Raw genomic sequence first — 20,969 nt, 5'->3', positions numbered from 1 at the left:
GCACCATGGCCCAGCACCACGATCCGCTGACGGAATACAATCGCAAGCGTGACTTCACCAAGACCGCTGAGCCAAAAGGTTCGACAAAACGCTCGAAGGCCGGAAAGCTCTTTCTCATCCAGAAACATGACGCGACGCGGCTCCACTATGATTTCCGGCTGGAATGGAAAGGCGTGCTGAAAAGCTGGGCGGTGACGCGCGGACCGAGCATCAATCCGGATGACAAGCGCCTTGCCGTGCGCACCGAGGACCATCCGCTGGCCTATGGCGATTTCGAGGGCACGATCCCGAAGAAGCAATATGGCGGCGGCACGGTCATGCTCTGGGACACAGGCTGGTGGGAGCCGGATAACGATCCGGACGAGGGCCTGAAGGACGGCAAACTGAAATTCCATATTCACGGCCAGCGCATGCATGGCGGCTGGACGTTGGTGCGGATGAAGCCGCGACATGGCGAGAAGCGCGAAAACTGGTTGCTCATCAAGGAACATGACGATGAGATGGCCGAAGATGGCGAGAGCTTGCTCACAGAAAACCTGACGAGCATCAAGACGGGACGCTCTATGGAGGAGATCGCCTCCGGCCATGGCGAAGAAAAAGCCCATGTCTGGCAGTCGAACAAAAGTGCCGAAGCCAATGTCAGGGCCGGTGCCATCGCGGAGAAAACCTCGCACAAGACGGAGAAGAAGCGTCGCGGCGATGCTCCGGCTTTCGTCAACCCGCAACTCGCGACGCTGACCGAAGACGCGCCCGCTGGCGATGACTGGCTGAACGAGGCGAAATTCGACGGTTACCGGCTGCTGATCTCCATCGGCAAACAGGGCGTCACCTGCTTTACCCGGACGGGACTCGACTGGACGGCAAAGTTTCCGGACATCGCCCACGCATTTGCCGATCTCGATTGCGATACCGCTTTGATCGACGGAGAAGCGGTCGCCCCATCCGAGGAAGGCTCGAAATTCTCCGCCCTGCAAAAAGCCATCAAAACCGGCGGTGAGACGCGCTTCTATGCCTTCGACCTCCTGCACCTGGACGGCCAGGACCTGCGCAAGAAGCCGCTCGTCGAGCGCAAGCAGGCCTTGAAAGAGCTGCTCGATACGCTGGAGGCCAGCCGCGCCATCCAGTACAGCGAGCATGTTCGCGGCAATGGCGAAAAGGTCTTTCAGGCCATGTGCAAGGCCGGACAGGAGGGCATCATCGCCAAGCAGGCCGATGCGCCCTACCGAGAAGGCCGCGTCGGCAGCTGGCTGAAGATCAAATGCACCAAACGGCAGGAATTCGTCATCGGCGGCTATTCGCCGTCCGACAAACGCGGAAGGGCCTTCGCATCCCTGTTGGTCGGCGCCTATGATGGTGATCGATTCGTGTATCAGGGCCGGGTCGGCACCGGCTTCGACGAGGAGACCATGACGGACCTGGCGGCTCGGTTCGAGAAATTGAAGCGCAAGACCTCGCCGTTTGAAACCGTACCGAAAGATATTTCTCGCGGCGCCGTCTGGCTGACCCCGGAGCTTGTCGCCGAGGTCGATTTCGCCGAATTTACCGCTGATGGTCATATTCGCCACGGTGCCTTCGAAGGCCTGCGCGAGGACAAGGAGGCTTCCGCCGTGATACCGGAAACGAAGAAGACGCCGCCGGCCAAGGCTGCGGCGAAGAAGGAGAGCAAACCGGCACATAGCGAGGCCGCCGCGGAAAAGCCTGTTGCAAAGCGCAGGGAGAAGGACACGGACGGAGACGTGCTCGGCATCCGCATTACCCATGCGGAGCGGCTTCTGTTTTCCGATCCGGATATCACCAAGATCGATCTTGCCCGCTATTACGGTGTCGTCGCCGACCGCATGCTGCCCTTCATTGCCGATCACCCCGCCTCCATCCTGCGATGCCCGCAAGGCCCCGATCACCAATGCTTCTACCAGAAGCATGCCAGCGACGGCTTTCCGAATGAAATCCATCAGGTGCCGATCGAGGAATCGGACGGCGACACGGCCAATTATCTCTATGTCGACGATGCGAAAGGGCTCGTCGCCGCAGTGCAGATGGGCACAATCGAACTACACATCTGGGGCTCGACGATCAAGCGGCTGGATGCAGCCGACCGGCTCGTCTTCGACCTCGATCCCGATCCGAGCGTGACGTTCGAGACGGTGAAAAAGGCGGCTTTTGTGCTGCGCGAGGCGTTGCAGACGCTGGGACTGAAGTCCGTGGCCATGGTGTCCGGCGGCAAGGGCATCCACGTGATCGTGCCGCTGTCGCGCCCGGCCGTCTGGGAAGACGCCAAAGCTTTCGCCAAGGGCCTGTCGTCAAAAATCGCCGACAATGACCCCGACAATTACATTGCCACCATGTCCAAGGCGAAGCGCAAAGGCCGCATCTTCATCGACTGGCTGCGCAATGAACGCGGCTCGACGGCCGTTGCCCCCTACTCGGTGCGCGCCCGCGCCAGTGGGCCGGTGGCCACGCCCGTCACCTGGGAGGAACTCGCCGATCTCGACGCCGCCAACAGCTTCCATATTCCGGATATCCTTGAACGGCTGGAAAATGAGCCGGCCCCCTGGGCCGACGCGGACTGGAAGCAGAACCTGACCAAGGCAATGCTGAAGGCGATCGAAGCCTGAGGCTCAGGCCTCGCCCCGGAACTTCTTTCCCAGCGTTTCCGGCAGGCGCCGCGGCCTGCCCTGCCCGTTGATCACAGCAATGATCACTTTGGCGGCGATTAGCAGCGTCCCTTCCCGATGGATTTCTTGGACAAGCACCATCTTGGCGCCACCTGCCTTTTCCGTCGTCGTGGTGATCGTCAGGATATCGTCCATGCGCGCCGGCGCCTTGAAATCGATTTCCATGCGGTGAACGACGAAAACCAACCCCTCGGTATCGCCCTTGATCGCCAGCGTCGCCTGTTCGACGCCGAGAAGCCGCAGATAGTCCGTGCGGGCCCGTTCCATGAAATGCAGATAGCGGGCGTGATAGACGACGCCGGAGAAGTCGGTGTCCTCGTAATAGACCCGTTGCACCAGCCGGTGGCCATGGTCCGTCAACTCGCCTGACAGCGCAATCAAAGTCATCCCGATCCTCGAATTTTTCTTTTTCTGTGGCGGAACAAAAGCCGTTTGGCAAGCATTGTCGTCCTGTCACATTCCGCCCCTATCACCGTACCCATGACCTCTCGTCTCACAGGAGATTGACCTATGAAGATTGCTGTCCTTGGCGGTGATGGCTTCGTTGGCTGGCCGACGTCGCTGCATCTGTCGGATGCCGGGCATGACATTCACATTCTCGACAATCTGTCACGCCGCTGGATCGATACCGAACTCGGCGTTCAATCCCTGACTCCGATGGACAGCATCCAGGAACGCACCCGCATCTGGCACGCCGAGACCGGTCGCCGCATCCACTTCCATCTGATCGACCTTGCCCGCGATTACGAACTCCTGAAGAAATGGCTTGCCGAAAACCGCCCGGATGCCATCATTCATTTTGCCGAACAGCGCGCCGCGCCCTATTCGATGAAAAGCGACCGGCACAAGAACTACACGGTCAACAACAACGTCAACGCCACGCATAACCTGCTGAACGCTATGGTCGAGATCGGCCTCGATGCGCATCTGGTGCATCTCGGCACGATGGGCGTCTACGGCTATTCGACGGTCGGCGCCGCCATTCCGGAAGGCTACCTTTCGGTGGGCATCGAGACCGAGAGTGGCGAGACGGCACGGCAGGAAATCCTCTATCCAGCCAATCCGGGCTCGATCTACCACATGACCAAATGCCTGGATCAACTGCTGTTCCAGTTCTACGCCAAGAACGACGGCATGCGGATCACCGACCTGCATCAGGGCATCGTCTGGGGAACGCATACCGAGCAGACGCGCCGCCACGAACAGCTGATCAACCGCTTCGACTATGACGGCGATTACGGCACCGTGCTCAACCGCTTCCTGATCCAGGCGGCGATCGGCTATCCGCTGACCGTACACGGCACCGGCGGCCAGACGCGTGCCTTCATCCACATCCAGGATTCGGTCCGCTGCATCGAACTGGCGCTGAAGAACCCGCCACAGCGCGGCAGCCGCGTTGAAATCTTCAACCAGATGACCGAGACGCACCGGGTTCGCGACTTGGCCGAGATGATCGCCGGCCTCACCGGCTCCGAAATCGCCTGGCTGCCGAACCCGCGCAAGGAAGCCGCCGAAAACGAACTTGTCGTGCGCAACGAAAAGTTTCGCAGCCTCGGCCTGAACCCGATCACCCTGCAGGACGGCCTGCTTGCGGAAATCGTCGATGTCGGCAAGAAATACGCCTACCGCGTCGATCGCAGCCGCGTTCCGGCGGTCTCGGCCTGGACCAGGGACATCGCCGCCAAGATCAATCACGATCCGGAAGGAAGAAGGCTGAAATCGGTTTCATGACACCGTCAGGGTCCGAAAGCGGCATCACGGCGTCCGGTGTAGCCGACTCGCGCAACGCATTCGTCACGCTGGTGACCAATGCCGACTACGCCATGGGCGCGATTGCACTGGCCCGCTCGATCCGCCACACGCAAACCGGCGCCGACATCGTCGCCCTGCACACCGATGGCGTCGAGCCGCAGATGCTGGAGCCCTTGCGTGCCTTCGGCTGCCGGCTTGTCCCGACCGACCTTTTGCCGCTATCAGACGGCTTCAACAACCGCCACAGCCGCAACAACGTGCATGGCAACGCACCGTTCACCAAGGGTCGCAAGCCAGCCTTTCATTCGCCCCTCGACAATTTCTGCAAGCTGCGCCTCTGGCAACTGACGGACTATGACCGCTGTCTCTTCATCGATGCAGACGCGCTGGTTCTGAAGAACATCGACCGCTATTTCGATTATCCGGAATTTTCCGCCGCGCCGAATGTCTATGAGAGTCTGGCCGACTTTCACCGGCTGAACTCCGGCGTCTTCGTCGCAAAGCCGTCCCTCGAAACATTCGATGCCATGCTGGCGCGACTGGATACGCCGGATGCCTTCTGGCCGCGCACCGACCAGACCTTCCTGCAGGCCTTCTTCCCGGATTGGCACGGCCTGCCGGTGACGATGAACATGCTGCAATATGTCTGGTTTGCCATGCCCGACCTGTGGAACTGGGCGTCGATCGGGGTGCTGCATTATCAATATGAGAAACCATGGGAAAAGGACCATCCGAAGTCGGAGAGGCTGCAGCCGCTGATTGATCTCTGGTATGCTTTCTTCACCGGCGAGGATATTCCGGAGATAACCAGCCTGCCCAATCCGGCAGGTTGAAGTCAGGAAGCTCATGACACGTGTTCTTGTTTCCGGCGGTACCGGTTATGCCGGCCGCTTCATCGTCGAGCACCTGCTGGCCAGCGGTTACAAGGTCACCGTCGGCGGCCGCACCGCGCCGCAACCGGACTTCTTTTCCAGGAATGTGCCTTTCGTGCCGCTTCGGCTCGATCCGGAAGCGGACCAGATCGAGGCTTTCGACAACATCTATTATTTCGTCCATGCCGCCTTTGATCATCTGCCGGGAAAGTTTCGCGGCGGCGAAGGCGACGATCCGGATGGTTTTCGCCGCGCCAATCTGGATGGAACCGTGCGATTGTTCGAGACGGCCCGCGATGCCGGCGTACGCCGCTGCGTCTTCTTGTCGAGCCGGGCGGCCTACGGCCCGCAACCGCTCGGCACGCTGCTGAAGGAAGACATGTATGGCAAGCCGGAGACGCTCTACGGCGAGGTGAAGCTGCAGGCCGAACGCAGTCTGCTTTCGCTCTGCGACCATGGCTTCGTCACCGCCAGCCTTCGGGCAACCGGCATCTACGGGCCGGCCGGACCGGGCCGCCGGGACAAATGGGCCTCGCTCTTCGAAGATTATCTGTCGGGCCGACCGGTCCCGCCGCGCTCCGGCACCGAGGTTCACGGCGATGACGTGGCGCGCGCCGTCCGGCTGATGCTCGAAGCCGATGCTGTCCGCGTCAACGGCGAGACGTTCAATGTCTCGGACGTCCTCACCAGCAACCGGGAAATCCTGTCGGTCCTGCAGCGCGTGACCGACTGTCCGCATCCGACGCCGGAAGGGGACGATAGGGCGATCAACGCGATGGGCTGCTGCAAGATCGGCGCACTTGGCTGGATGCCGGGCGGCAAGGCGTTGCTGGAGCGCACCGTCGCGGAGCTCGCTGCCGATATGGCGACCACGTCACAGCCACCGCCGGCTATCGGGCTCTACAGCGCCGTGCGTCATATATGACGCAATCGGGTTCCCTGTCGCACTTTATACAGCAGGAACACCGTTCCCCCATACACCCATTCTGTCGCAGCGGCCGCCGACCAATTTCGGAAAGCCGAGCCGTCGATCAATCAATCATCCTCTTGGAACAGGCGGAACTGGGTGGCTTCCAGATCCTTCGGCACCTGCATTCCAAGGTGTTTCCATGCATTTGCGGTTAAAATGCGCCCGCGCGGCGTGCGCTGGATGAAGCCCTGCTGGATCATGTAGGGTTCGATGATGTCTTCGATCGCATCGCGCGGCTCCGACAAGCCCGCTGCGATCGTTTCAATCCCGACAGGACCGCCGCCGAAATTGAGCGCGATCATGGTGAGGTAGCGTTTGTCCAGCTGGTCCAGACCCATATTGTCGACCAGCAGCCGGGTCAGCGCCTCGTCGGCAATCTCCTTGGTGACAGCCTCCGCCTTGGCGACCTCGGCGAAATCGCGCACCCGGCGCAGCAGGCGACCGGCAATGCGGGGCGTACCGCGCGCGCGGCGGGCTATTTCACGGGCGCCGTCATCGGTCATGCCGAGCCCCATCAGGCGGGCGCCGCGCCGCACGATCGATTCCAGCTCCTCGACCGTATAGAAATTCAGCCGCACCGGAATGCCGAAACGGTCCCGCAACGGCGTGGTCAACAGGCCGAGCCGGGTCGTGGCCGCAACCAGGGTGAACTTCGACAGGTCGATCTTGACCGAACGTGCCGCCGGTCCCTCGCCAATGATCAGGTCGAGTTGAAAATCCTCCATTGCCGGATAGAGGATTTCCTCCACCGCCGGGTTCAGCCGGTGGATTTCGTCGATGAACAGCACGTCTCGATCTTCGAGATTGGTCAGAAGGGCGGCGAGGTCGCCTGCCTTGGCAATGACCGGACCGGAGGTCGATCGGAAATTGACACCGAGTTCCTTGGCCATGATCTGCGCCAGCGTCGTCTTGCCTAGGCCCGGCGGGCCGACGAACAGGACATGATCCAGCGCCTCGCCACGATTCTTCGCCGCCTCGATGAAGATCTTCAGATTGGCGCGCGCCTCCGCTTGGCCGGTAAACTCGTCCAGCGTCTGCGGCCGTAGCGTCGTATCGAGATCCTCGCCGCGCTTTTCCGGTGCGATCAGACGTGTGGCGTCAGTCATGCGAGTAATTCCATTCCGGGGACTGTCTTGGCGGCCTTGGCATCGAAAGTCATTGTACAGCTGCAATCGGACAGGCGGTTCAACTCGCCGATGATTGCATCGGATATATCCGCGCCTAAAACTCTCGACAGATTGACGGCATTTCCAACGATTTCATATTGATCGATTTCCAGATCTGCGCGTTCCAGAAGTGCTTGTACAAGAGTTAGAAGGGCCGGCTTTCCATACCTGTATTGACTGCGCAACGTCCATAAAGTTTCGATCAGAACGATAATGTTAATAAAAAAGACATCATTATCGCCACGACTTTTCAAAAGTTTTACAACGGATGCAAACTGCAACGCGTCATCCTTTACGAAGAGACGAACAAGAATATTGGTATCCACGCCAATTCGAGCCATCAGTCGACATCGGCCTGCCGAAGTGACCGCATCACATCTTCCGCCGCCCCTTCCATCGCTGCGCGGGACAAGTCTTCAATCGTTGCGCCAGTTCCATAAGGGGGCTTTCCGAGTATACCCGCCATATCCGCAAAATTCTTGTTACGCGGAATAACGATCATTTCGCCATTGCGAACCCAGACATAACATTTGTCGCCCGGCTGGATGTTAAGCGCATCCCGTACTGCTTTCGGAACGGTCATCTGGCCTTTCGACGTGATCGTCGCATTATGTTTCAAACCAACCTCCAAGTCTGCTCCTTACCTTTTAAAAATAGTAAGGCGCCATCCCAAAAGCAAGGCATCACCGCGCCAGTTCCTTCAGCCCAAGGCGGATCAGCTTGGCGCTATCCAGTCCCTCGCCGCCATTCTTCAGGGCGGCGGCCACCGCATTTGCCGCCTGGTCGCGCGAGTACCCGAGATTGCTGAGCGCCGAAACTGCGTCTGCAACCGGGGCGGAGGCAACTCCCTCCCCGATTTCCTGCTTCAGGCCGATATTGGCGGCGGCTTCCCCGGCGAAGGCCGGCGCCTTGTTCTTCAACTCGGTGACGATACGCACGGCGACCTTCGGGCCGACGCCGGGAGCGCGGGAAACCGATGTCTTGTCCTGCAGCGCGATGGCGTTTGCCAGTTCGCCAGGCGTCAGCACCGACAAGACTGCCAGCGCCACCTTGGAGCCGACGCCCTGCACGCTCTGCAGAAGACGGAACCATTCACGCTCGAGCGCCGTCAGGAAGCCGAACAGCCGGAATTGGTCTTCCCGTACATAGGTTTCGATGAACAGGATCGCCGCCTCGCCGGGAGAACCCAACTTCGACAATGTGCGCGACGAGCAATGGGCGACGTACCCAACCCCATGCACATCGAGCACGACATGGTCGTCGCCGATCTCGTCGATCGTTCCCTTGAGCTTGCCAATCATGGCGCAAAATCCTTCATGGGTGGGTTTCCGGCGTGATCAGTTCGACGGACGGGAAATAGAGTTTGTAGCGGGCTGGATCACGCGTCAAAATCCGATAACCGCGTACCGCTGCATGGGCGCCGATATAAAAATCCGGCAAGGGTGACCGCTTGTCCCCACCTGATTTCCGGTACCTCAGAAAGGCCTGTCCGGCAGCATGCGCAGCCTCCCACGGCAAATCCTCCCGCTGGAAAGCGGACGGAGACAGGACCGCGTCGAGTGTCGATGAGAGAACGAAACCAGCTGCCATTTCGGCATAGATCAAGGGATTGATGATGACGGAACCGATGCGTTTCGCGTCCGCAAGGCGCAACGCAGACCAGGCCTCAAAAACGCTGCCTGTATGGAACACATCAATCAGCACATTCGTGTCGACCAACGTTGCCATCAGCTCCTCAGCAGCCGATAAAATTCACCGCCATCCATATCGCCGAGGTTCATCGACCCCTTATGGCGGTTTAGATGATCAGAAAACTCCTGCACCGAACGCTCGATCGCCGCCTGGGCAGGCTCGACACGCCGCAGAACGGCTTCGTTTCCCTGCAAGATAAATTCAACGCTCGACCCGGGCTCTATACCCAAGTTCGCCCGCACATTCTTCGGAATGGTAACTTGGCCTTTTTCAGTGACACGCATGGTAATACCTCTCAGGTATTACTTAATCGCGAGAACGGAACAAGTCAAGAACGAACTACCCTGCAAGCGCCGCCATGCGCATGCGGGCGCCGCCGCGATTGTGGGCGTGGCAGATGGCGATCGCCAAGGCGTCGGCCGCGTCATTGCCCTTGAACTCGGCCTTCGGCATCAGGATTTTCAGCATCATGTGAATCTGCTGCTTTTCGCCATGACCGACGCCGATCACCGACTTCTTCACCGCATTCGGCGCGTATTCGGCCACCTGCAGGCCGGCACGCGCCGGCACCAGCATGGCGATGCCACGCGCCTGGCCGAGCTTCAGCGTCGCCACGGCGTCCTTGTTGACGAAGGTCTGTTCGACAGCGGCTTCGTCCGGCTTGTGGAGGTGGATGACGTCGGCAAGGCCATCGTGCAACTGGCAGAGCCGTGAGGCGAGATCCATGTCGCCATCGGAGGTCACCGTGCCGGAAGCGACGAAACGCAGCGAATTTCCGAGCGTATCGATAACACCCCAGCCGGTGCGGCGCAGGCCGGGGTCGATGCCGATGATACGAATCGTGTTTTGCATGACGGGAAGCTTAATACTCATAGCCGGACGCTGCCAGCAAAATGTGAACAAAACAAAAACATCCACAGCGATCTGGTGGATAAACGGCCGCTGCAATTCCGATTGCCACTTAGCTTGGATTCCGGAAATTTGATCTTACATAGTCTTTCATCAAATTCGCTGATCAAAGGCTTTTTCCATGGTCCCCTTTTCGATCCTCGACCTTTCACCGATCACGCAAGGGTCAAACGCCTCCCAGGCTTTACAGAATTCCCGGCGCCTGGCGCAGGAAGCGGAAGCCTCCGGCTACAAGCGCTTCTGGCTCGCCGAACATCACGGCATGAAGGGCATTGCCAGCGCTGCAACATCCATCGTCATCTCACATGTGGCGGCCGGCACGAAGACGATCCGCGTCGGATCCGGCGGCATCATGCTGCCCAATCATTCGCCGCTGGTGATTGCCGAGCAGTTCGGAACTCTGGCGGCGCTCTATCCCGGGCGCATCGATCTCGGCCTTGGCCGCGCGCCGGGAACCGACATGCGCACCGCGTCGGCGCTCCGTCGCAACATGGAGGCCAGCGCCAACAATTTCCCCAATGACGTCGTTGAACTGCAAGCCCTGCTCGGACCGAACAAGGACGGCCAGGACCTGATCGCCGTACCCGGCGCCGACAGCAATGTGCCGATCTGGTTGCTCGGCTCCAGCCATTTCAGCGCGCACCTCGCCGGCATGCTCGGCCTGCCCTTCGCGTTTGCCTCGCACTTCGCGCCGGACATGCTGCTCTCGGCTCTGGAAATATACCGCGAACGTTTCGAGCCGTCGCAATATCTCGACCAGCCGCATGCCATGGTCGGCATCATGGGCGTGGCCGCCGACACGGATGCCGAAGCAAATTATCTTTTTACCTCGATGCAGCAATCCTTTGCGGCACTGAGACGCAACGCGCGCGGCCAGTTTCCGCCGCCGGTCGATTCCATGGATGGCCTGTGGAGCGAAAACGAAAAGATCTTCGTCGATCATGCCATGACCTATGCGGTCGTCGGCGGCCCCGAAACGGTCAAGACCAAGCTCGACCGCTTCCTTGCGCAGACAGAGGCCGATGAGCTGATCGTCTCAATGCCGATCTACGACATGGACGCCAGGCTGAAATCGGTGCGCCTGTTTGCGGGCGCGCAACAGGAATTGGCAAAGGCTGCCTAATGAATAAGCCCCGGAGATGATCCGGGGCTTACTGCGATCAGGCTGAAACCTTGAAATCGAAGTGCTTGCGCACCGTCTCGATGATTTCCCAGGTTCCCTTGAAATCGGCCTCGACGACGAAGGCATCGCCAGCACCCACGGTGACGGGCGTTCCGCCATCCGGCGTGATGATGATGGTGCCGGCGATCATGTGGACAAATTCGTAAGCCGTGTAGGTGGCGTGATAGGTGCCGGGTGTCGCTTCCCAGTAGCCGGAGACCATCGAGCCGTCGGACGATGTGTGCAGCGCCCAGGTCTTCATGGATGGTGTGCCCGATACCACGACCCAGCCATCCAATGTGGCGGAATCTCCGTCGGCAGGAACGGGTGCGGCGAGTTTCGTTACGGTCTGCATGATCAGCTATCCTCTTAAAAAGGCCAAGCCTAACCATCGATGAGCGAAGCCGGCCTGCCAATTCCGACAGGCCGCGGCGTGAACCAGTCCATGCGGGCCGGTTCACGTTTGATCGGATCAGGCCGACAGCTTGGCCAGAACTTCGTCGGAAACTTCGAAGTTGGTGTAGACGTTCTGAACGTCATCGTCGTCTTCCAGCGTGTCGATCAGCTTCAACAGCGACTGCGCGCGTTCTTCGTCGACGGGTACGGTGTTTTGTGCCTTCCAGATCGCCTTGACCGTTTCGGCTTCGCCGAGCGAGGCTTCCAGCGCCTTGGAGACTTCGCCGATATCCTCGAAGCCGCAAATGATAGAGTGGCCGTCTTCGTCGCTGATGACGTCTTCGGCACCGGCTTCGATGGCCGCTTCCATCACCTTGTCGGCGCTGCCGGCGGAAAGCTTGTAGGTGATTTCGCCGACATGGTCGAAGGAGAAGGAAACCGAGCCGGTTTCTCCCAGCGCGCCACCGGCCTTGGTAAAGGTCGAGCGGACGTTGGAGGCGGTGCGGTTGCGATTGTCGGTCAGCGCCTCGACGATAACAGCCGTGCCGCCCGGGCCATAGCCTTCGTAACGGACCGCATCATAGGTTTCCGCATCGGCGCCCGAAGCCTTCTTGATCGCGCGGTCGATGTTGTCCTTCGGCATGGACTGCGCCTTGGCGTTCTGGACAGCGAGGCGGAGCGCCGCGTTCATCGTCGGATCAGGCAGGCCGTTCTTGGCCGCGACGGTGATCTCGCGCGCGAGCTTCGAGAACATTTTCGAGCGGATCGAGTCCTGGCGACCCTTGCGGTGCATGATGTTTTTAAACTGGGAATGACCGGCCATGACGCCCTCTTCACATGCTTGTCGTGTTTGGAATTGGGCGCCTTATAATTTCATTGGCGCTTTGCGTCCAGAGGACGCCGATTTTTTCCGCTGAGCCGGTCAATTGGCGGCCAGACGTTTGCGGCTGAGAAAAAAGGAATGACCGTCGTCGCGCTTGCAGGAAAGACCGGTTCGGGTCGATAGGCAGGAGAACGGGCCGGCTGTCCATGTCTCGCCGTAGTCGAGCACCGGGCCGGCCGAGCAGCAACTCTGGTCGCTGACATCCTTGTAGAGCGTGGCCGCACCTTCTCGGGCTAATGTCGCGCGAACATAGCGCGGCTCGATCCGGTCGCAGGAGAGTTCCGGGCCGCCATCCGCCGGCTGGTAGACCGCCGTTCCGCCTTTCGGCGTATAGATGCAGCCGATATTGCCGGAGGGCAGGACGAACTCTTCCTGCTTGCCGTGAGACGTCACGTCGGGCGCTTCTTCCGGCACATCAGCTGTCTTGCCTCCATCTGCGGTGGGCATCCGCGGCGGTGGTGCGCCATCGGCTAGGACGAAGGACGACATGGAGAACAACGCGAGCAGGCAGGCGGTAATCAATTTCATTCCATCAAATCCGGCATCAAACGCCCTGCAGGATATAAATCAGCGGCTTCCTTGGCAAGGAACGCAGGGACACTCGAAGATTGTCCGACGTCGCAAAACTTTTGTCGAAGCCATCGCCGAACATCTGAAGGAAGTTCGTGACCGGCGGTCCGCGCCGGTGCATCGGCAGGATCAGCGACGAGCGCAGCCGTGTCACCACCCGGCTCATGCTTTCGGCGCCCATGGTCAGCCCGCCATCGACCGGCACCATCACCACGTCGAGCCGGCCGATCTCGGCATAGTCGGTATCATCGAGTTCATGATGCAGATGGCCGAGATGACCAATGCAGAGCCCGGCCACTTCAAAGATGAAGATCGAATTGCCGTCCGGCTCCATCGCTCCACCGAAAGACCGGATGTCCGTGGTTACATTCCGGATATAGGTGTCGCCGACGACGATGTCGTGATCCGCAAGCTTTCCGTCGTCGCCCCAGCCATGCAGCACATGCCTGATCGCCGGATCGGGTGTCAGCGTATAGTGGCTGGAATGCGCCTTGTTCATCGTCACCACATCCGGCACCTTTGGCGGCGCATACCAGCCGCTGAAATCGGTCGCGATGGAAACACCATCAGGCGTCTCGATGAGAAAGGTGGAATGGCCGATATAGGTAATCGTGACCTCTTCCGCCGCCGCCTGGACATTGAGCAGGACCGCCGGCTTGAAATTGGCGAAAGTGACATCGGGAAGACCTTGCGCAATCGCCTGGCACTGGCTGACCGGCAGGCGCGCATCCTGCGCATGCGCCGGCATCGGCCAGAGCACATGCAGAAGAACGATGGCGGCAAATGCGAATAGGAACAATCGCGTCATCATGCACCTTCGGCTCAGGTTTGCATGACCGACGAAGATAGGCATGGAAAATGCGGGGTAAAGCGCCGATTGCAGCCAAGCGCTCACAATCGCGTCATTGCGGAAGGTCGTTAGAGCTTGACCTCTTTCAGGATGTCGTTAATCCGCGCCTGCCAGCCTTTACCTGTCGCTTTGAACTTGGCGATTACGTCTGGATCGAGTCGCAGCGAGATCTGCTGCTTTCGCGCCTCGACCACGGGCCTCCCGCGCGAACGACGGATGCTTTCCATCAGTTCAGGAAAAACCTCGGCAAAGGGCCGGGCGTTTTTGAAATCTTCTTCTGTCCATTCCGGGTTGTCAGGATCACTAGCGATCATGGCTTGAATCCGCGCTTCCTCCTCGTCTGTAATAGGCGGGATATCAAATTCAACCTTCTTAACGTTTGCCATAGAGCTTCCTTTCCGTTCGACTTGCGGGTCTCATCGAGATCACGGAGAGGCCTTCACTGCCCAACTGAAAAAATACCACCGATACGGTCTCTCCATCGAAGGGGCCGATCGCTTTTAGCCGGTTCAACTTGGCCAGCACAACAATGCCTGCTGCGAAAAATTCCGGGCGAAGCGCTGCAAAATCGAGCCCATGCTTTCTCAGGTTCAATATTCGCTTGTTTTCATCATAAACGATTTTCATGATTTTTGTATCACATTTAATCGCAGAGCAAGGATCGACAGACCGGCTTAACTCCAGAACGCCGGGATCGTTTCCGCCAGCCGTGGCCCGATCCTGAGAGGCGCGATCTTTTCCGCAAGTCCGGTGCGATCGGAAATCTCGACGCCGACGCCGCAAAGGGTGGCGGGACCTGACGCCGCCTCGAAACGGCCTTTCGGCATCTTGGAAATGAACCGGTTGAGCGGCTCTTCCTTTTCCATGCCGAGCGAGGAATCGTAATCGCCACACATGCCGGCATCCGACATATAGGCTGTGCCGCCGTTGAGGATCTGGGCATCGGCGGTCGGCACATGGGTGTGGGTGCCGACGACGAACGAGGCGCGACCATCGACGAAATGGCCGAAGCACTGCTTCTCGCTGGTCGCCTCGGCGTGGAAGTCGAAAATGATGGCGTCGGCCTGTTCCTTCAGCGGACAGGCGGCGAGGATCGCCTCACCAGCCTTGAAGGGATCGTCCAGTTCCGGGTGCATGAAGACACGTCCCATGACGTTGGCGACGAGCACGCGGGCGCCATTGCGGGCGAAATAGAGGTTCGAGCCCCGGCCGGGCGTGCCCGCCGGATAATTGGCCGGGCGCAGGAACTGGTCATGTCGCTGGCAGAAGGAAACAGCCTCCTTCTGGTCCCAGACATGGTTTCCCGTGGTCACCACGTCGGCGCCGGCATTGATCGTCTCGATGAAGATTTCCTCGGTGATACCGAAACCGCCGGCGGCGTTTTCACCGTTGACGATGACGAAATCGAGTTTCAGGTCGCTGATCAGGCCGGGCAGCTTTTCCCAGACCGCCGTCCGGCCGGTCTTGCCCACCATGTCACCCAGAAACAAAAGTCTCATATTTGCTTATTCCTAGCCCGAAAATCCTGAGCCCGCTTTCCGTCAAGAGGGCAGCCAGCGCCACGTCATGCGGCTCAGCGGGCACAGATGCCACTTCCTGGCAGTCGAATGCAATCCCGATCAGTTCCGGCATATGCCCTTTCTGGCGCAGGCGGTCGATCGCGCGGTCATAATAACCGGCGCCATAGCCGATGCGGTGGCCGGCCTTGTCGAAGGCAGAAAGCGGGATCAGCATGATATCCGGGTCGACTTCCGGCGCGTCTTCCCCCGGCCCCGCCGTGCCGAAACCGGTGGCGACGACCGGCGCGCCCGGCACCATTTCGCGAAAGACGATCGTCTGCTTGTCGAGAATAACCGGCAGGCACAGACGCGCGCCGCGTTCGCGCAGGCGCGCCATCAGCGGCCGAACGTCCACTTCGGAGCGGATGGGCCAGAAGCCGGAAATGACCTGCCCCGGCTCGAATTCGATGGTATCGCCGGCATGGTCGAGCATCGCGAGGCTCGCCTCGATCCGCGCTTCCGCGGTCATCGAATCACGCAACGCCAGTCGCTCGGTGCGCAACGCGGCCTTCAGTTCCCTCGGTGTCATCAGCATGTCTTCCCGGCTGCCACTGTCTTTCATAGACCATAAAGCGTGGACAGGGGCCGCGCAAACGTCCGCCCTGCAACTTTTTGCGACGGAAAACCGTCCTTTCCCATTCTGAAACAGATTAGAGGTCTGTTCATCATGCCAACCAGTTACGCTTTCGCGCGCTTGTCCCGATATGCGAGAGACAGAAACCATTATCATCATGAAAACAGTTCTGTGCCCGCTTCCGGCGTTGCGGGGAACTGTTCAGCTTTGAAGCGGAGCCGGACATGTCCATGAAGGACAAGATGTTGACGGAACTCGATCCACTGGAACTTCGTTGCCTGTCGCTTGCGGCGCGCGGCCGCAACCGCGAAGACATTACGCGGGAAACCGATATTTCCCACGACCGGATCGACGAGGCTTTCGACAGCGCGATGCGGAAACTGCAGGCCAGCAATGTCGCCGAAGCGGTCTTTCGCGCCGCCCGCATGGACCTGATTTCATAACATCCAGAAGCGGTGCCGTACGCCCTTTGTCAGGGCCTGATCCTCTGATCGTGTTCGCTCGACACCGATATCATCGAGCAAATGATTGCCGCCCCGGCGGATGATCTCGTCGAGATGCACTTCGACCGCCTCCACAACAAACCACCCATGCACCCGCGTCCACAGGTCTTGCAGCCGTTGCCCGACCTCGATCCAACCGTGTTCCGTCACATGGGCCATCATCCGCACTCCCTGCTATGCGGGCATAGTATCGGCGCGGATTTGACATGAGACAAACGAATTGCAAAAATGTCTGCCATCAGAAAAACAGATGGCGGCCGTGATGTTCCCTCCCCTCGAAAGCGACCTGTTGCGCACCTTCGTCGCCGTGGCCGAAAGCGGCAATTTCACCAAGGCCGGCGAAACGGTCGGCCGCACGCAATCGGCCGTCAGCATGCAGATCAAGAAGCTCGAGGATATCCTCGGCGAGACGCTGTTCGAGCGCGGATCGCGCGGTGTCAACATGACCGGTCACGGCATCCGGCTTCTCGACAATGCCCGCCGCATCGTGACGCTACTGGATGATACCGCCGCCGCCATCCGCCTTCCGGCGCTGGATGGGTCTGTGCGGATCGGCATTTCCGAGGAATATATCAATTCGACCCTGCCCAGGGCGCTCGGCGCCTTCGCTGCCGTTCATCCGGGCGTCGAGGTCACCGTGCAGCAAGGGGTCTCCATGCACAATCTCGCGGCGCTCGATGCCGGCGAGATCGACATCGCCATCGTCTTCGAGCCCGGAGGCCCGACGCGCAACGAAGTGCTGATGGTTGACCCAACCGTTTGGGTGACATCGGATCAGCACCAGACCCATCTCCGCCACCCGCTACCGATCGCCACTTATACCTATCTCAAGAACGGATGGTGCGACGAACTGGCGCTGAAAAGCCTGATCAAGCGCAACAGGGAAAGCCGCGTCGCCTATGTCAGCCGCACCAGCAGCGGCCTGATCGCCGCCGTCACGTCCGGCCTCGCCATCGCGCCGCTGACCCGCAGCAGCATCCCCGCCGGCTGCCGCGAACTGACCGCGGATGACGGCTACGACGTCATCGACTTTTCCAATGTCATCCTGAAGGCGCGACCGCGCGGCAACAAGCGGATCGTCGAGACGATGTGCAATGCCATTCGTGAGGCGTTTCGGGCGTCGGGGCAGGCGTGAATTTTTGGGGAAGAGAAAGTGCGATCCACACGACCGATGGATGTTTACGATCCTGGGTGCCTACAAACGTAGGTGGGCGCCATGTGACCTAGCCCACGGGCCAGGTCAGGGACAGCTCCCGTTGGATCGAGTATGGCCCCAGGGATTGTGGTTCCTGTCGGGAAGCGCAGACCGCATTGGCAATATAGAGTGTGGTGATGGCTTGCGCCAGTGGCGCGGTGGCAACTAATCAAAATTCAGTTGGAAACGGAAGCCGGCTTGCCCGACAGCTTCTGCGCGATGCCGTGGATTTGCGCCGTCACCTCGGACAGCGCGGAAGCGAGTGCCTCCTCGGCCCGGGCATTGTCGGACTGGGTGGCGTCACGACCCTGCTTGAGATTGTCGGCTTCGGTCTGCAGGCTTTTCAGCTTGCGGTCCACTTCACTGAGTTCGTCCATCACCATGATGCCGGCCATGACGGTCAGCCGGAGATCGCCGATCTCGCCGAATTGGCTCTTGAGGTGACTGACATATTGATCGAAGCGGGTGGCCAGTTCGGTCAGGTGATCTTCCTGGCCCTCCTCGCATGCCATGCGATAGGCCTTGCCGTCGATCATCACCGTTACTTGCGCCATTCGTCACCTGACCCGCAGGCGGACCCCGTCTCAGCGGTCCAGCACTGCCCTTATCGTTTCCATGGCCGTCACCAGACGGCGCGAGACTTCGCGGTTGACTTCCTCAAGGCGATTGGCGCGGAACTGCGACTGGTCCAGTTCCTGCGCGAGGCGCGACCGGTCGGTGTTGACGCGGCGAACCTCGCCTTCGATCTCGCCGTGGTCACGCTCCCGGTCGAAGCGCCCGTCAATGGCGTTTTCGAGGCTGCCGACTGCGTTGCGCAACTCTTCGATCGCCGCTTTGACTGTCTTTCCTGCCGCCATCACGCTTTCCCGATACGCTCCGGACAACCTCGAATCGCCGCCCGGGCCCTGCATTTCAATGCCAATCACACTCTTAGACCCATTCGGCAAGTCTCTACAACGGTAACGGCCCGCGCTGCCTGCAGAAGCTGTGGATCACCGGTTTTTAAATCGATTTGCATCGGCGGCGACAATCTGAAGCCGGATCAATGGAATCGCGACCAAAAAGCCTCTACCGAGCCGTTCAAAAAGGCCGTATTTATTGACTCCGTCGAAGCAACTGCTATGTGTCAGCCGCTTCTCATACGGTCTTTGGAGGATAGAGACCGTTCCCTGTCCACCGAACTCAAGCGGAACAGTCTATGATCTCTCGCGAAAAACACGACCGGATGGCGAATGCGATCCGTTTCCTCTCCATGGACGCCGTCGAAAAGGCGAATTCAGGCCATCCGGGCCTGCCCATGGGTGCTGCCGACGTGGCAACGGTTCTATTCTCCCGTTACCTCAAATTCGATCCGAAGACGCCGCTCTGGGCCGACCGTGACCGCTTCGTGCTGTCGGCCGGCCATGGCTCGATGCTCATCTACTCGCTGCTCTATCTGACCGGCTACGAAGATATGACGGTGGAGGATCTCAAGCAGTTCCGCCAGCTTGGCTCGAAGACCGCCGGCCATCCGGAATATGGTCATGCCTCGGGCATCGAAACCACCACCGGTCCGCTCGGCCAGGGCATCGCCAATGCCGTCGGCATGGCGATCGCCGAGCGCAAGCTCGAGGAAGAGTTCGGCTCCGACCTGCAGAACCACTTCACCTACGTTCTGTGCGGCGACGGCTGCCTGATGGAAGGCATCAGCCACGAAGCCATCGCGCTGGCCGGCCACCTGAAGCTGAACAAGCTCGTTCTCTTCTGGGACGACAACAACATCACCATCGACGGCGCTGTTTCGCTGTCGGACTCGACGGACCAGATTGCCCGCTTCCAGGCCGTTCACTGGAACACGATCCGTGTCGATGGCCACAACCCGGACGAGATCGCTGCCGCGATCGAAGCCGCGCAGAAGTCGGATCGCCCGACCTTCATCGCCTGCAAGACGACGATCGGCTTCGGCGCTCCGAACAAGGCCGGAACCCACAAGGTCCACGGTTCGCCGCTCGGCGCCGACGAAATTGCAGCTACCCGCAAGGCGCTGAACTGGGAAAGCCCGGCCTTCGAAACCCCAGCCGACATTCTCGACGCCTGGCGCGCCGTCGGCACCCGTTCGGTTGACGCACGCAAAGCCTGGGAAGGTCGTCTCTCCGGCACGGAAGCTGGCAAGAAGTCCGAGTTCACCCGCCGTTTCGCCGGTGAACTCACCACCAACCTGGACTCCTCGATCGATGCCTACAAGAAGAAGCTGGCCGACGCTCCGCCGACGGTTGCCACCCGCAAGGCTTCCGAAGATGCGCTCGAAGTCATCAATGGCGTGCTGCCGGAAACGCTGGGCGGCTCGGCCGACCTGACGCCGTCCAACAACACCAAGACCAGCCAGATGAAGTCGATCACCCCGACCGACTTCTCCGGTCGCTACATGCACTGGGGCATCCGCGAACACGGCATGGCCGCTGCCATGAACGGCGTCGCCCTGCACGGCGGCCTGATCCCCTATTCCGGCGGCTTCATGATCTTCTCGGATTATTGCCGTCCGTCGATCCGCCTCGCCGCCCTGATGGGCATCCGCGTCATCCATGTCCTGACACACGATTCCATCGGCGTCGGCGAAGACGGCCCGACCCACGAGCCGGTCGAGCACATGGCAGCGCTCCGCGCCATCCCGAACCTCTTGATGTTCCGTCCGGCGGACGCGGTTGAGACCGCCGAGTGCTGGCAGCTCGCGCTGAAGGAACAGCATCGTCCGTCCGGTCTGGCGCTCACCCGCCAGAACCTCGCGCCGTCGCGCCTGACCTACGAAGCAGACAACCTCTGCGCCAAGGGCGCCTACGAGCTTCGCTCCGCCGAAGGTGCCAAGGTTTCGATCTTCGCGTCCGGCTCGGAAGTCGAGCTTGCGGTCAAGGCCGCCGAACAGCTGAACGGCAAGGGCATCGCCGCCCGCGTCGTCTCCGTTCCGTGCTTCGAGCTGTTCCAGGAACAGCCGGATGAATACCGCAAGTCGGTCATCGGCGATGCACCGGTCAAGATCGCTGCCGAAGCTGCGGTTCGCCAGGGCTGGGACTATTTCATCGGTTCGGATGGCGATTTCGTCGGCATGCACTCGTTCGGCGCCTCCGGCCCGGCCAAGGATCTGTTCAAGCATTTCGGAATCACCGTCGACGCCATCGTCGCTGCCGCCGAAAAGAAGCTCGCCTGATTTCCTTCCGGGGCGTGCGGCCCACGCGCGCCCCGTTCCCCCGCAAAGCACCTGAGACAG

General features: G+C 60.1%; 27 protein-coding genes and 1 other RNA gene. 8 read left to right on the top strand and 20 right to left on the bottom strand.

The window, feature by feature from the left end:
• The first annotated feature begins 5 nt into the window (after positions 1 to 5).
• Positions 6 to 2,615, top strand: coding sequence for a DNA ligase D (gene ligD / locus ACST81_RS05955; protein WP_438753401.1), 2,610 nt, complete (start codon positions 6 to 8; stop codon positions 2,613 to 2,615).
• A gap of 3 nt (positions 2,616 to 2,618) precedes the next feature.
• Here ligD and ybgC read toward each other — a convergent pair whose 3' ends face one another.
• Positions 2,619 to 3,062: a tol-pal system-associated acyl-CoA thioesterase gene (gene ybgC / locus ACST81_RS05950; protein WP_438751923.1), complete on the bottom strand. Its 444-nt coding sequence runs from the start codon at positions 3,060 to 3,062 to the stop codon at positions 2,619 to 2,621.
• Between the two features lie 123 nt (positions 3,063 to 3,185).
• Between ybgC and ACST81_RS05945 the strand changes: the two genes are divergently transcribed.
• Genes ACST81_RS05945 through ACST81_RS05935 form a run of 3 tightly spaced genes read left to right on the top strand, consistent with a single transcriptional unit; the run spans position 3,186 to position 6,224 of the window.
• Positions 3,186 to 4,406, top strand: coding sequence for an NAD-dependent epimerase/dehydratase family protein (locus ACST81_RS05945; RefSeq protein ID WP_438751922.1), 1,221 nt, complete (start codon positions 3,186 to 3,188; stop codon positions 4,404 to 4,406).
• Entirely contained in the window at positions 4,403 to 5,260 is an 858-nt protein-coding gene (locus ACST81_RS05940; RefSeq protein ID WP_438751921.1) for a glycosyltransferase, read from the top strand. Before ACST81_RS05945 ends, ACST81_RS05940 begins: the two co-directional genes overlap by 4 nt.
• Positions 5,261 to 5,273: 13 nt before the next feature.
• Entirely contained in the window at positions 5,274 to 6,224 is a 951-nt protein-coding gene (locus ACST81_RS05935; RefSeq protein WP_438751920.1) for an NAD-dependent epimerase/dehydratase family protein, read from the top strand.
• Positions 6,225 to 6,334: 110 nt separating this feature from the next.
• On the opposite strand, the gene ruvB is transcribed toward ACST81_RS05935, so the two are convergent.
• The 7 genes from ruvB to ruvC are packed head-to-tail and all read right to left on the bottom strand — an operon-like array spanning position 6,335 to position 9,979.
• Entirely contained in the window at positions 6,335 to 7,375 is a 1,041-nt protein-coding gene (gene ruvB / locus ACST81_RS05930; protein WP_438751919.1) for a Holliday junction branch migration DNA helicase RuvB, read from the bottom strand.
• The gene (locus tag ACST81_RS05925; protein ID WP_438751918.1) at positions 7,372 to 7,761 is read right to left on the bottom strand and encodes a PIN domain-containing protein; all 390 of its coding nucleotides are present in this window, start codon (positions 7,759 to 7,761) and stop codon (positions 7,372 to 7,374) included. Before ACST81_RS05925 ends, ruvB begins: the two co-directional genes overlap by 4 nt.
• A 14-nt stretch (positions 7,762 to 7,775) precedes the next feature.
• Positions 7,776 to 8,066, bottom strand: a complete 291-nt coding sequence (locus ACST81_RS05920) for an AbrB/MazE/SpoVT family DNA-binding domain-containing protein (RefSeq protein ID WP_438751917.1) — start codon at positions 8,064 to 8,066, stop codon at positions 7,776 to 7,778.
• Between the two features lie 52 nt (positions 8,067 to 8,118).
• Positions 8,119 to 8,736, bottom strand: a complete 618-nt coding sequence (gene ruvA, locus ACST81_RS05915) for a Holliday junction branch migration protein RuvA (protein WP_438751916.1) — start codon at positions 8,734 to 8,736, stop codon at positions 8,119 to 8,121.
• Positions 8,737 to 8,749: 13 nt separating this feature from the next.
• Positions 8,750 to 9,163: a type II toxin-antitoxin system VapC family toxin gene (locus ACST81_RS05910; RefSeq protein ID WP_438751915.1), complete on the bottom strand. Its 414-nt coding sequence runs from the start codon at positions 9,161 to 9,163 to the stop codon at positions 8,750 to 8,752.
• Positions 9,163 to 9,411 carry an AbrB/MazE/SpoVT family DNA-binding domain-containing protein gene (locus ACST81_RS05905; RefSeq protein ID WP_438751914.1) on the bottom strand — a complete coding sequence of 83 codons (249 nt, stop codon included), beginning with the start codon at positions 9,409 to 9,411 and terminating at the stop codon, positions 9,163 to 9,165. The genes ACST81_RS05910 and ACST81_RS05905 overlap by 1 nt, the downstream gene beginning before the upstream one ends.
• A gap of 55 nt (positions 9,412 to 9,466) precedes the next feature.
• Complete coding sequence (ruvC, locus tag ACST81_RS05900) at positions 9,467 to 9,979, bottom strand: crossover junction endodeoxyribonuclease RuvC (RefSeq protein ID WP_113105383.1); 513 nt, start codon at positions 9,977 to 9,979, stop codon at positions 9,467 to 9,469.
• A gap of 178 nt (positions 9,980 to 10,157) precedes the next feature.
• On the opposite strand from ruvC, the gene ACST81_RS05895 reads away from it, so the two are divergent.
• On the top strand, positions 10,158 to 11,159 hold the full coding sequence (locus ACST81_RS05895) for an LLM class flavin-dependent oxidoreductase (RefSeq protein WP_438751913.1): 1,002 nt from the start codon (positions 10,158 to 10,160) through the stop codon (positions 11,157 to 11,159).
• 37 nt (positions 11,160 to 11,196) lie between these two features.
• Here ACST81_RS05895 and ACST81_RS05890 read toward each other — a convergent pair whose 3' ends face one another.
• The 8 genes from ACST81_RS05890 to ACST81_RS05855 form a co-directional block, all read right to left on the bottom strand.
• Positions 11,197 to 11,553 carry a cupin domain-containing protein gene (locus ACST81_RS05890; protein ID WP_438751912.1) on the bottom strand — a complete coding sequence of 119 codons (357 nt, stop codon included), beginning with the start codon at positions 11,551 to 11,553 and terminating at the stop codon, positions 11,197 to 11,199.
• Between the two features lie 117 nt (positions 11,554 to 11,670).
• Complete coding sequence (locus ACST81_RS05885; RefSeq protein ID WP_438751911.1) at positions 11,671 to 12,417, bottom strand: YebC/PmpR family DNA-binding transcriptional regulator; 747 nt, start codon at positions 12,415 to 12,417, stop codon at positions 11,671 to 11,673.
• 99 nt (positions 12,418 to 12,516) lie between these two features.
• Positions 12,517 to 13,005, bottom strand: coding sequence for a hypothetical protein (locus tag ACST81_RS05880; RefSeq protein WP_438751910.1), 489 nt, complete (start codon positions 13,003 to 13,005; stop codon positions 12,517 to 12,519).
• 16 nt (positions 13,006 to 13,021) lie between these two features.
• Positions 13,022 to 13,858 carry an MBL fold metallo-hydrolase gene (locus tag ACST81_RS05875; protein WP_438751909.1) on the bottom strand — a complete coding sequence of 279 codons (837 nt, stop codon included), beginning with the start codon at positions 13,856 to 13,858 and terminating at the stop codon, positions 13,022 to 13,024.
• Between the two features lie 107 nt (positions 13,859 to 13,965).
• The gene (locus tag ACST81_RS05870; RefSeq protein ID WP_438751908.1) at positions 13,966 to 14,283 is read right to left on the bottom strand and encodes a BrnA antitoxin family protein; all 318 of its coding nucleotides are present in this window, start codon (positions 14,281 to 14,283) and stop codon (positions 13,966 to 13,968) included.
• Positions 14,270 to 14,524 carry a BrnT family toxin gene (locus ACST81_RS05865; RefSeq protein ID WP_438751907.1) on the bottom strand — a complete coding sequence of 85 codons (255 nt, stop codon included), beginning with the start codon at positions 14,522 to 14,524 and terminating at the stop codon, positions 14,270 to 14,272. Before ACST81_RS05865 ends, ACST81_RS05870 begins: the two co-directional genes overlap by 14 nt.
• A 47-nt stretch (positions 14,525 to 14,571) precedes the next feature.
• Positions 14,572 to 15,396, bottom strand: a complete 825-nt coding sequence (locus tag ACST81_RS05860; protein ID WP_438751906.1) for a TIGR00282 family metallophosphoesterase — start codon at positions 15,394 to 15,396, stop codon at positions 14,572 to 14,574.
• A complete protein-coding gene (locus ACST81_RS05855; protein ID WP_438751905.1) occupies positions 15,374 to 15,985 on the bottom strand; it encodes a 5-formyltetrahydrofolate cyclo-ligase in 612 nt (203 codons plus the stop codon). Before ACST81_RS05855 ends, ACST81_RS05860 begins: the two co-directional genes overlap by 23 nt.
• A gap of 269 nt (positions 15,986 to 16,254) precedes the next feature.
• Here ACST81_RS05855 and ACST81_RS05850 point away from each other — a divergent pair, with 269 nt between their 5' ends.
• Positions 16,255 to 16,473: a transcriptional regulator gene (locus ACST81_RS05850; protein ID WP_113105388.1), complete on the top strand. Its 219-nt coding sequence runs from the start codon at positions 16,255 to 16,257 to the stop codon at positions 16,471 to 16,473.
• Here ACST81_RS05850 and ACST81_RS05845 read toward each other — a convergent pair.
• Positions 16,468 to 16,695, bottom strand: coding sequence for a hypothetical protein (locus ACST81_RS05845; RefSeq protein ID WP_438751904.1), 228 nt, complete (start codon positions 16,693 to 16,695; stop codon positions 16,468 to 16,470). The two genes, ACST81_RS05850 and ACST81_RS05845, sit on opposite strands and share 6 nt — an antisense overlap.
• An 88-nt stretch (positions 16,696 to 16,783) precedes the next feature.
• Between ACST81_RS05845 and ACST81_RS05840 the strand changes: the two genes are divergently transcribed.
• Positions 16,784 to 17,668, top strand: coding sequence for a LysR family transcriptional regulator (locus tag ACST81_RS05840; protein ID WP_438751903.1), 885 nt, complete (start codon positions 16,784 to 16,786; stop codon positions 17,666 to 17,668).
• Positions 17,669 to 17,686: 18 nt separating this feature from the next.
• On the opposite strand, the gene ssrS is transcribed toward ACST81_RS05840, so the two are convergent.
• From ssrS to ACST81_RS05825, 3 genes are all read right to left on the bottom strand, one after another.
• A non-coding RNA gene (gene ssrS, locus ACST81_RS05835) (6S RNA) lies at positions 17,687 to 17,844 on the bottom strand.
• Between the two features lie 60 nt (positions 17,845 to 17,904).
• A complete protein-coding gene (locus ACST81_RS05830; RefSeq protein ID WP_438751902.1) occupies positions 17,905 to 18,282 on the bottom strand; it encodes a cell division protein ZapA in 378 nt (125 codons plus the stop codon).
• A 30-nt stretch (positions 18,283 to 18,312) separates the two neighbouring features.
• Entirely contained in the window at positions 18,313 to 18,585 is a 273-nt protein-coding gene (locus tag ACST81_RS05825; RefSeq protein ID WP_438751901.1) for a DUF4164 domain-containing protein, read from the bottom strand.
• Between the two features lie 341 nt (positions 18,586 to 18,926).
• On the opposite strand from ACST81_RS05825, the gene tkt reads away from it, so the two are divergent.
• Entirely contained in the window at positions 18,927 to 20,909 is a 1,983-nt protein-coding gene (tkt, locus tag ACST81_RS05820; protein WP_438751900.1) for a transketolase, read from the top strand.
• Positions 20,910 to 20,969: the final 60 nt, after the last annotated feature.

This window comes from Pararhizobium sp. O133, assembly GCF_051669845.1.
GTDB lineage: Bacteria > Pseudomonadota > Alphaproteobacteria > Rhizobiales > Rhizobiaceae > Pararhizobium.
Note: the sequence above shows the minus strand (reverse complement) of the source record. Positions and strands in the feature narration are given on the sequence as shown.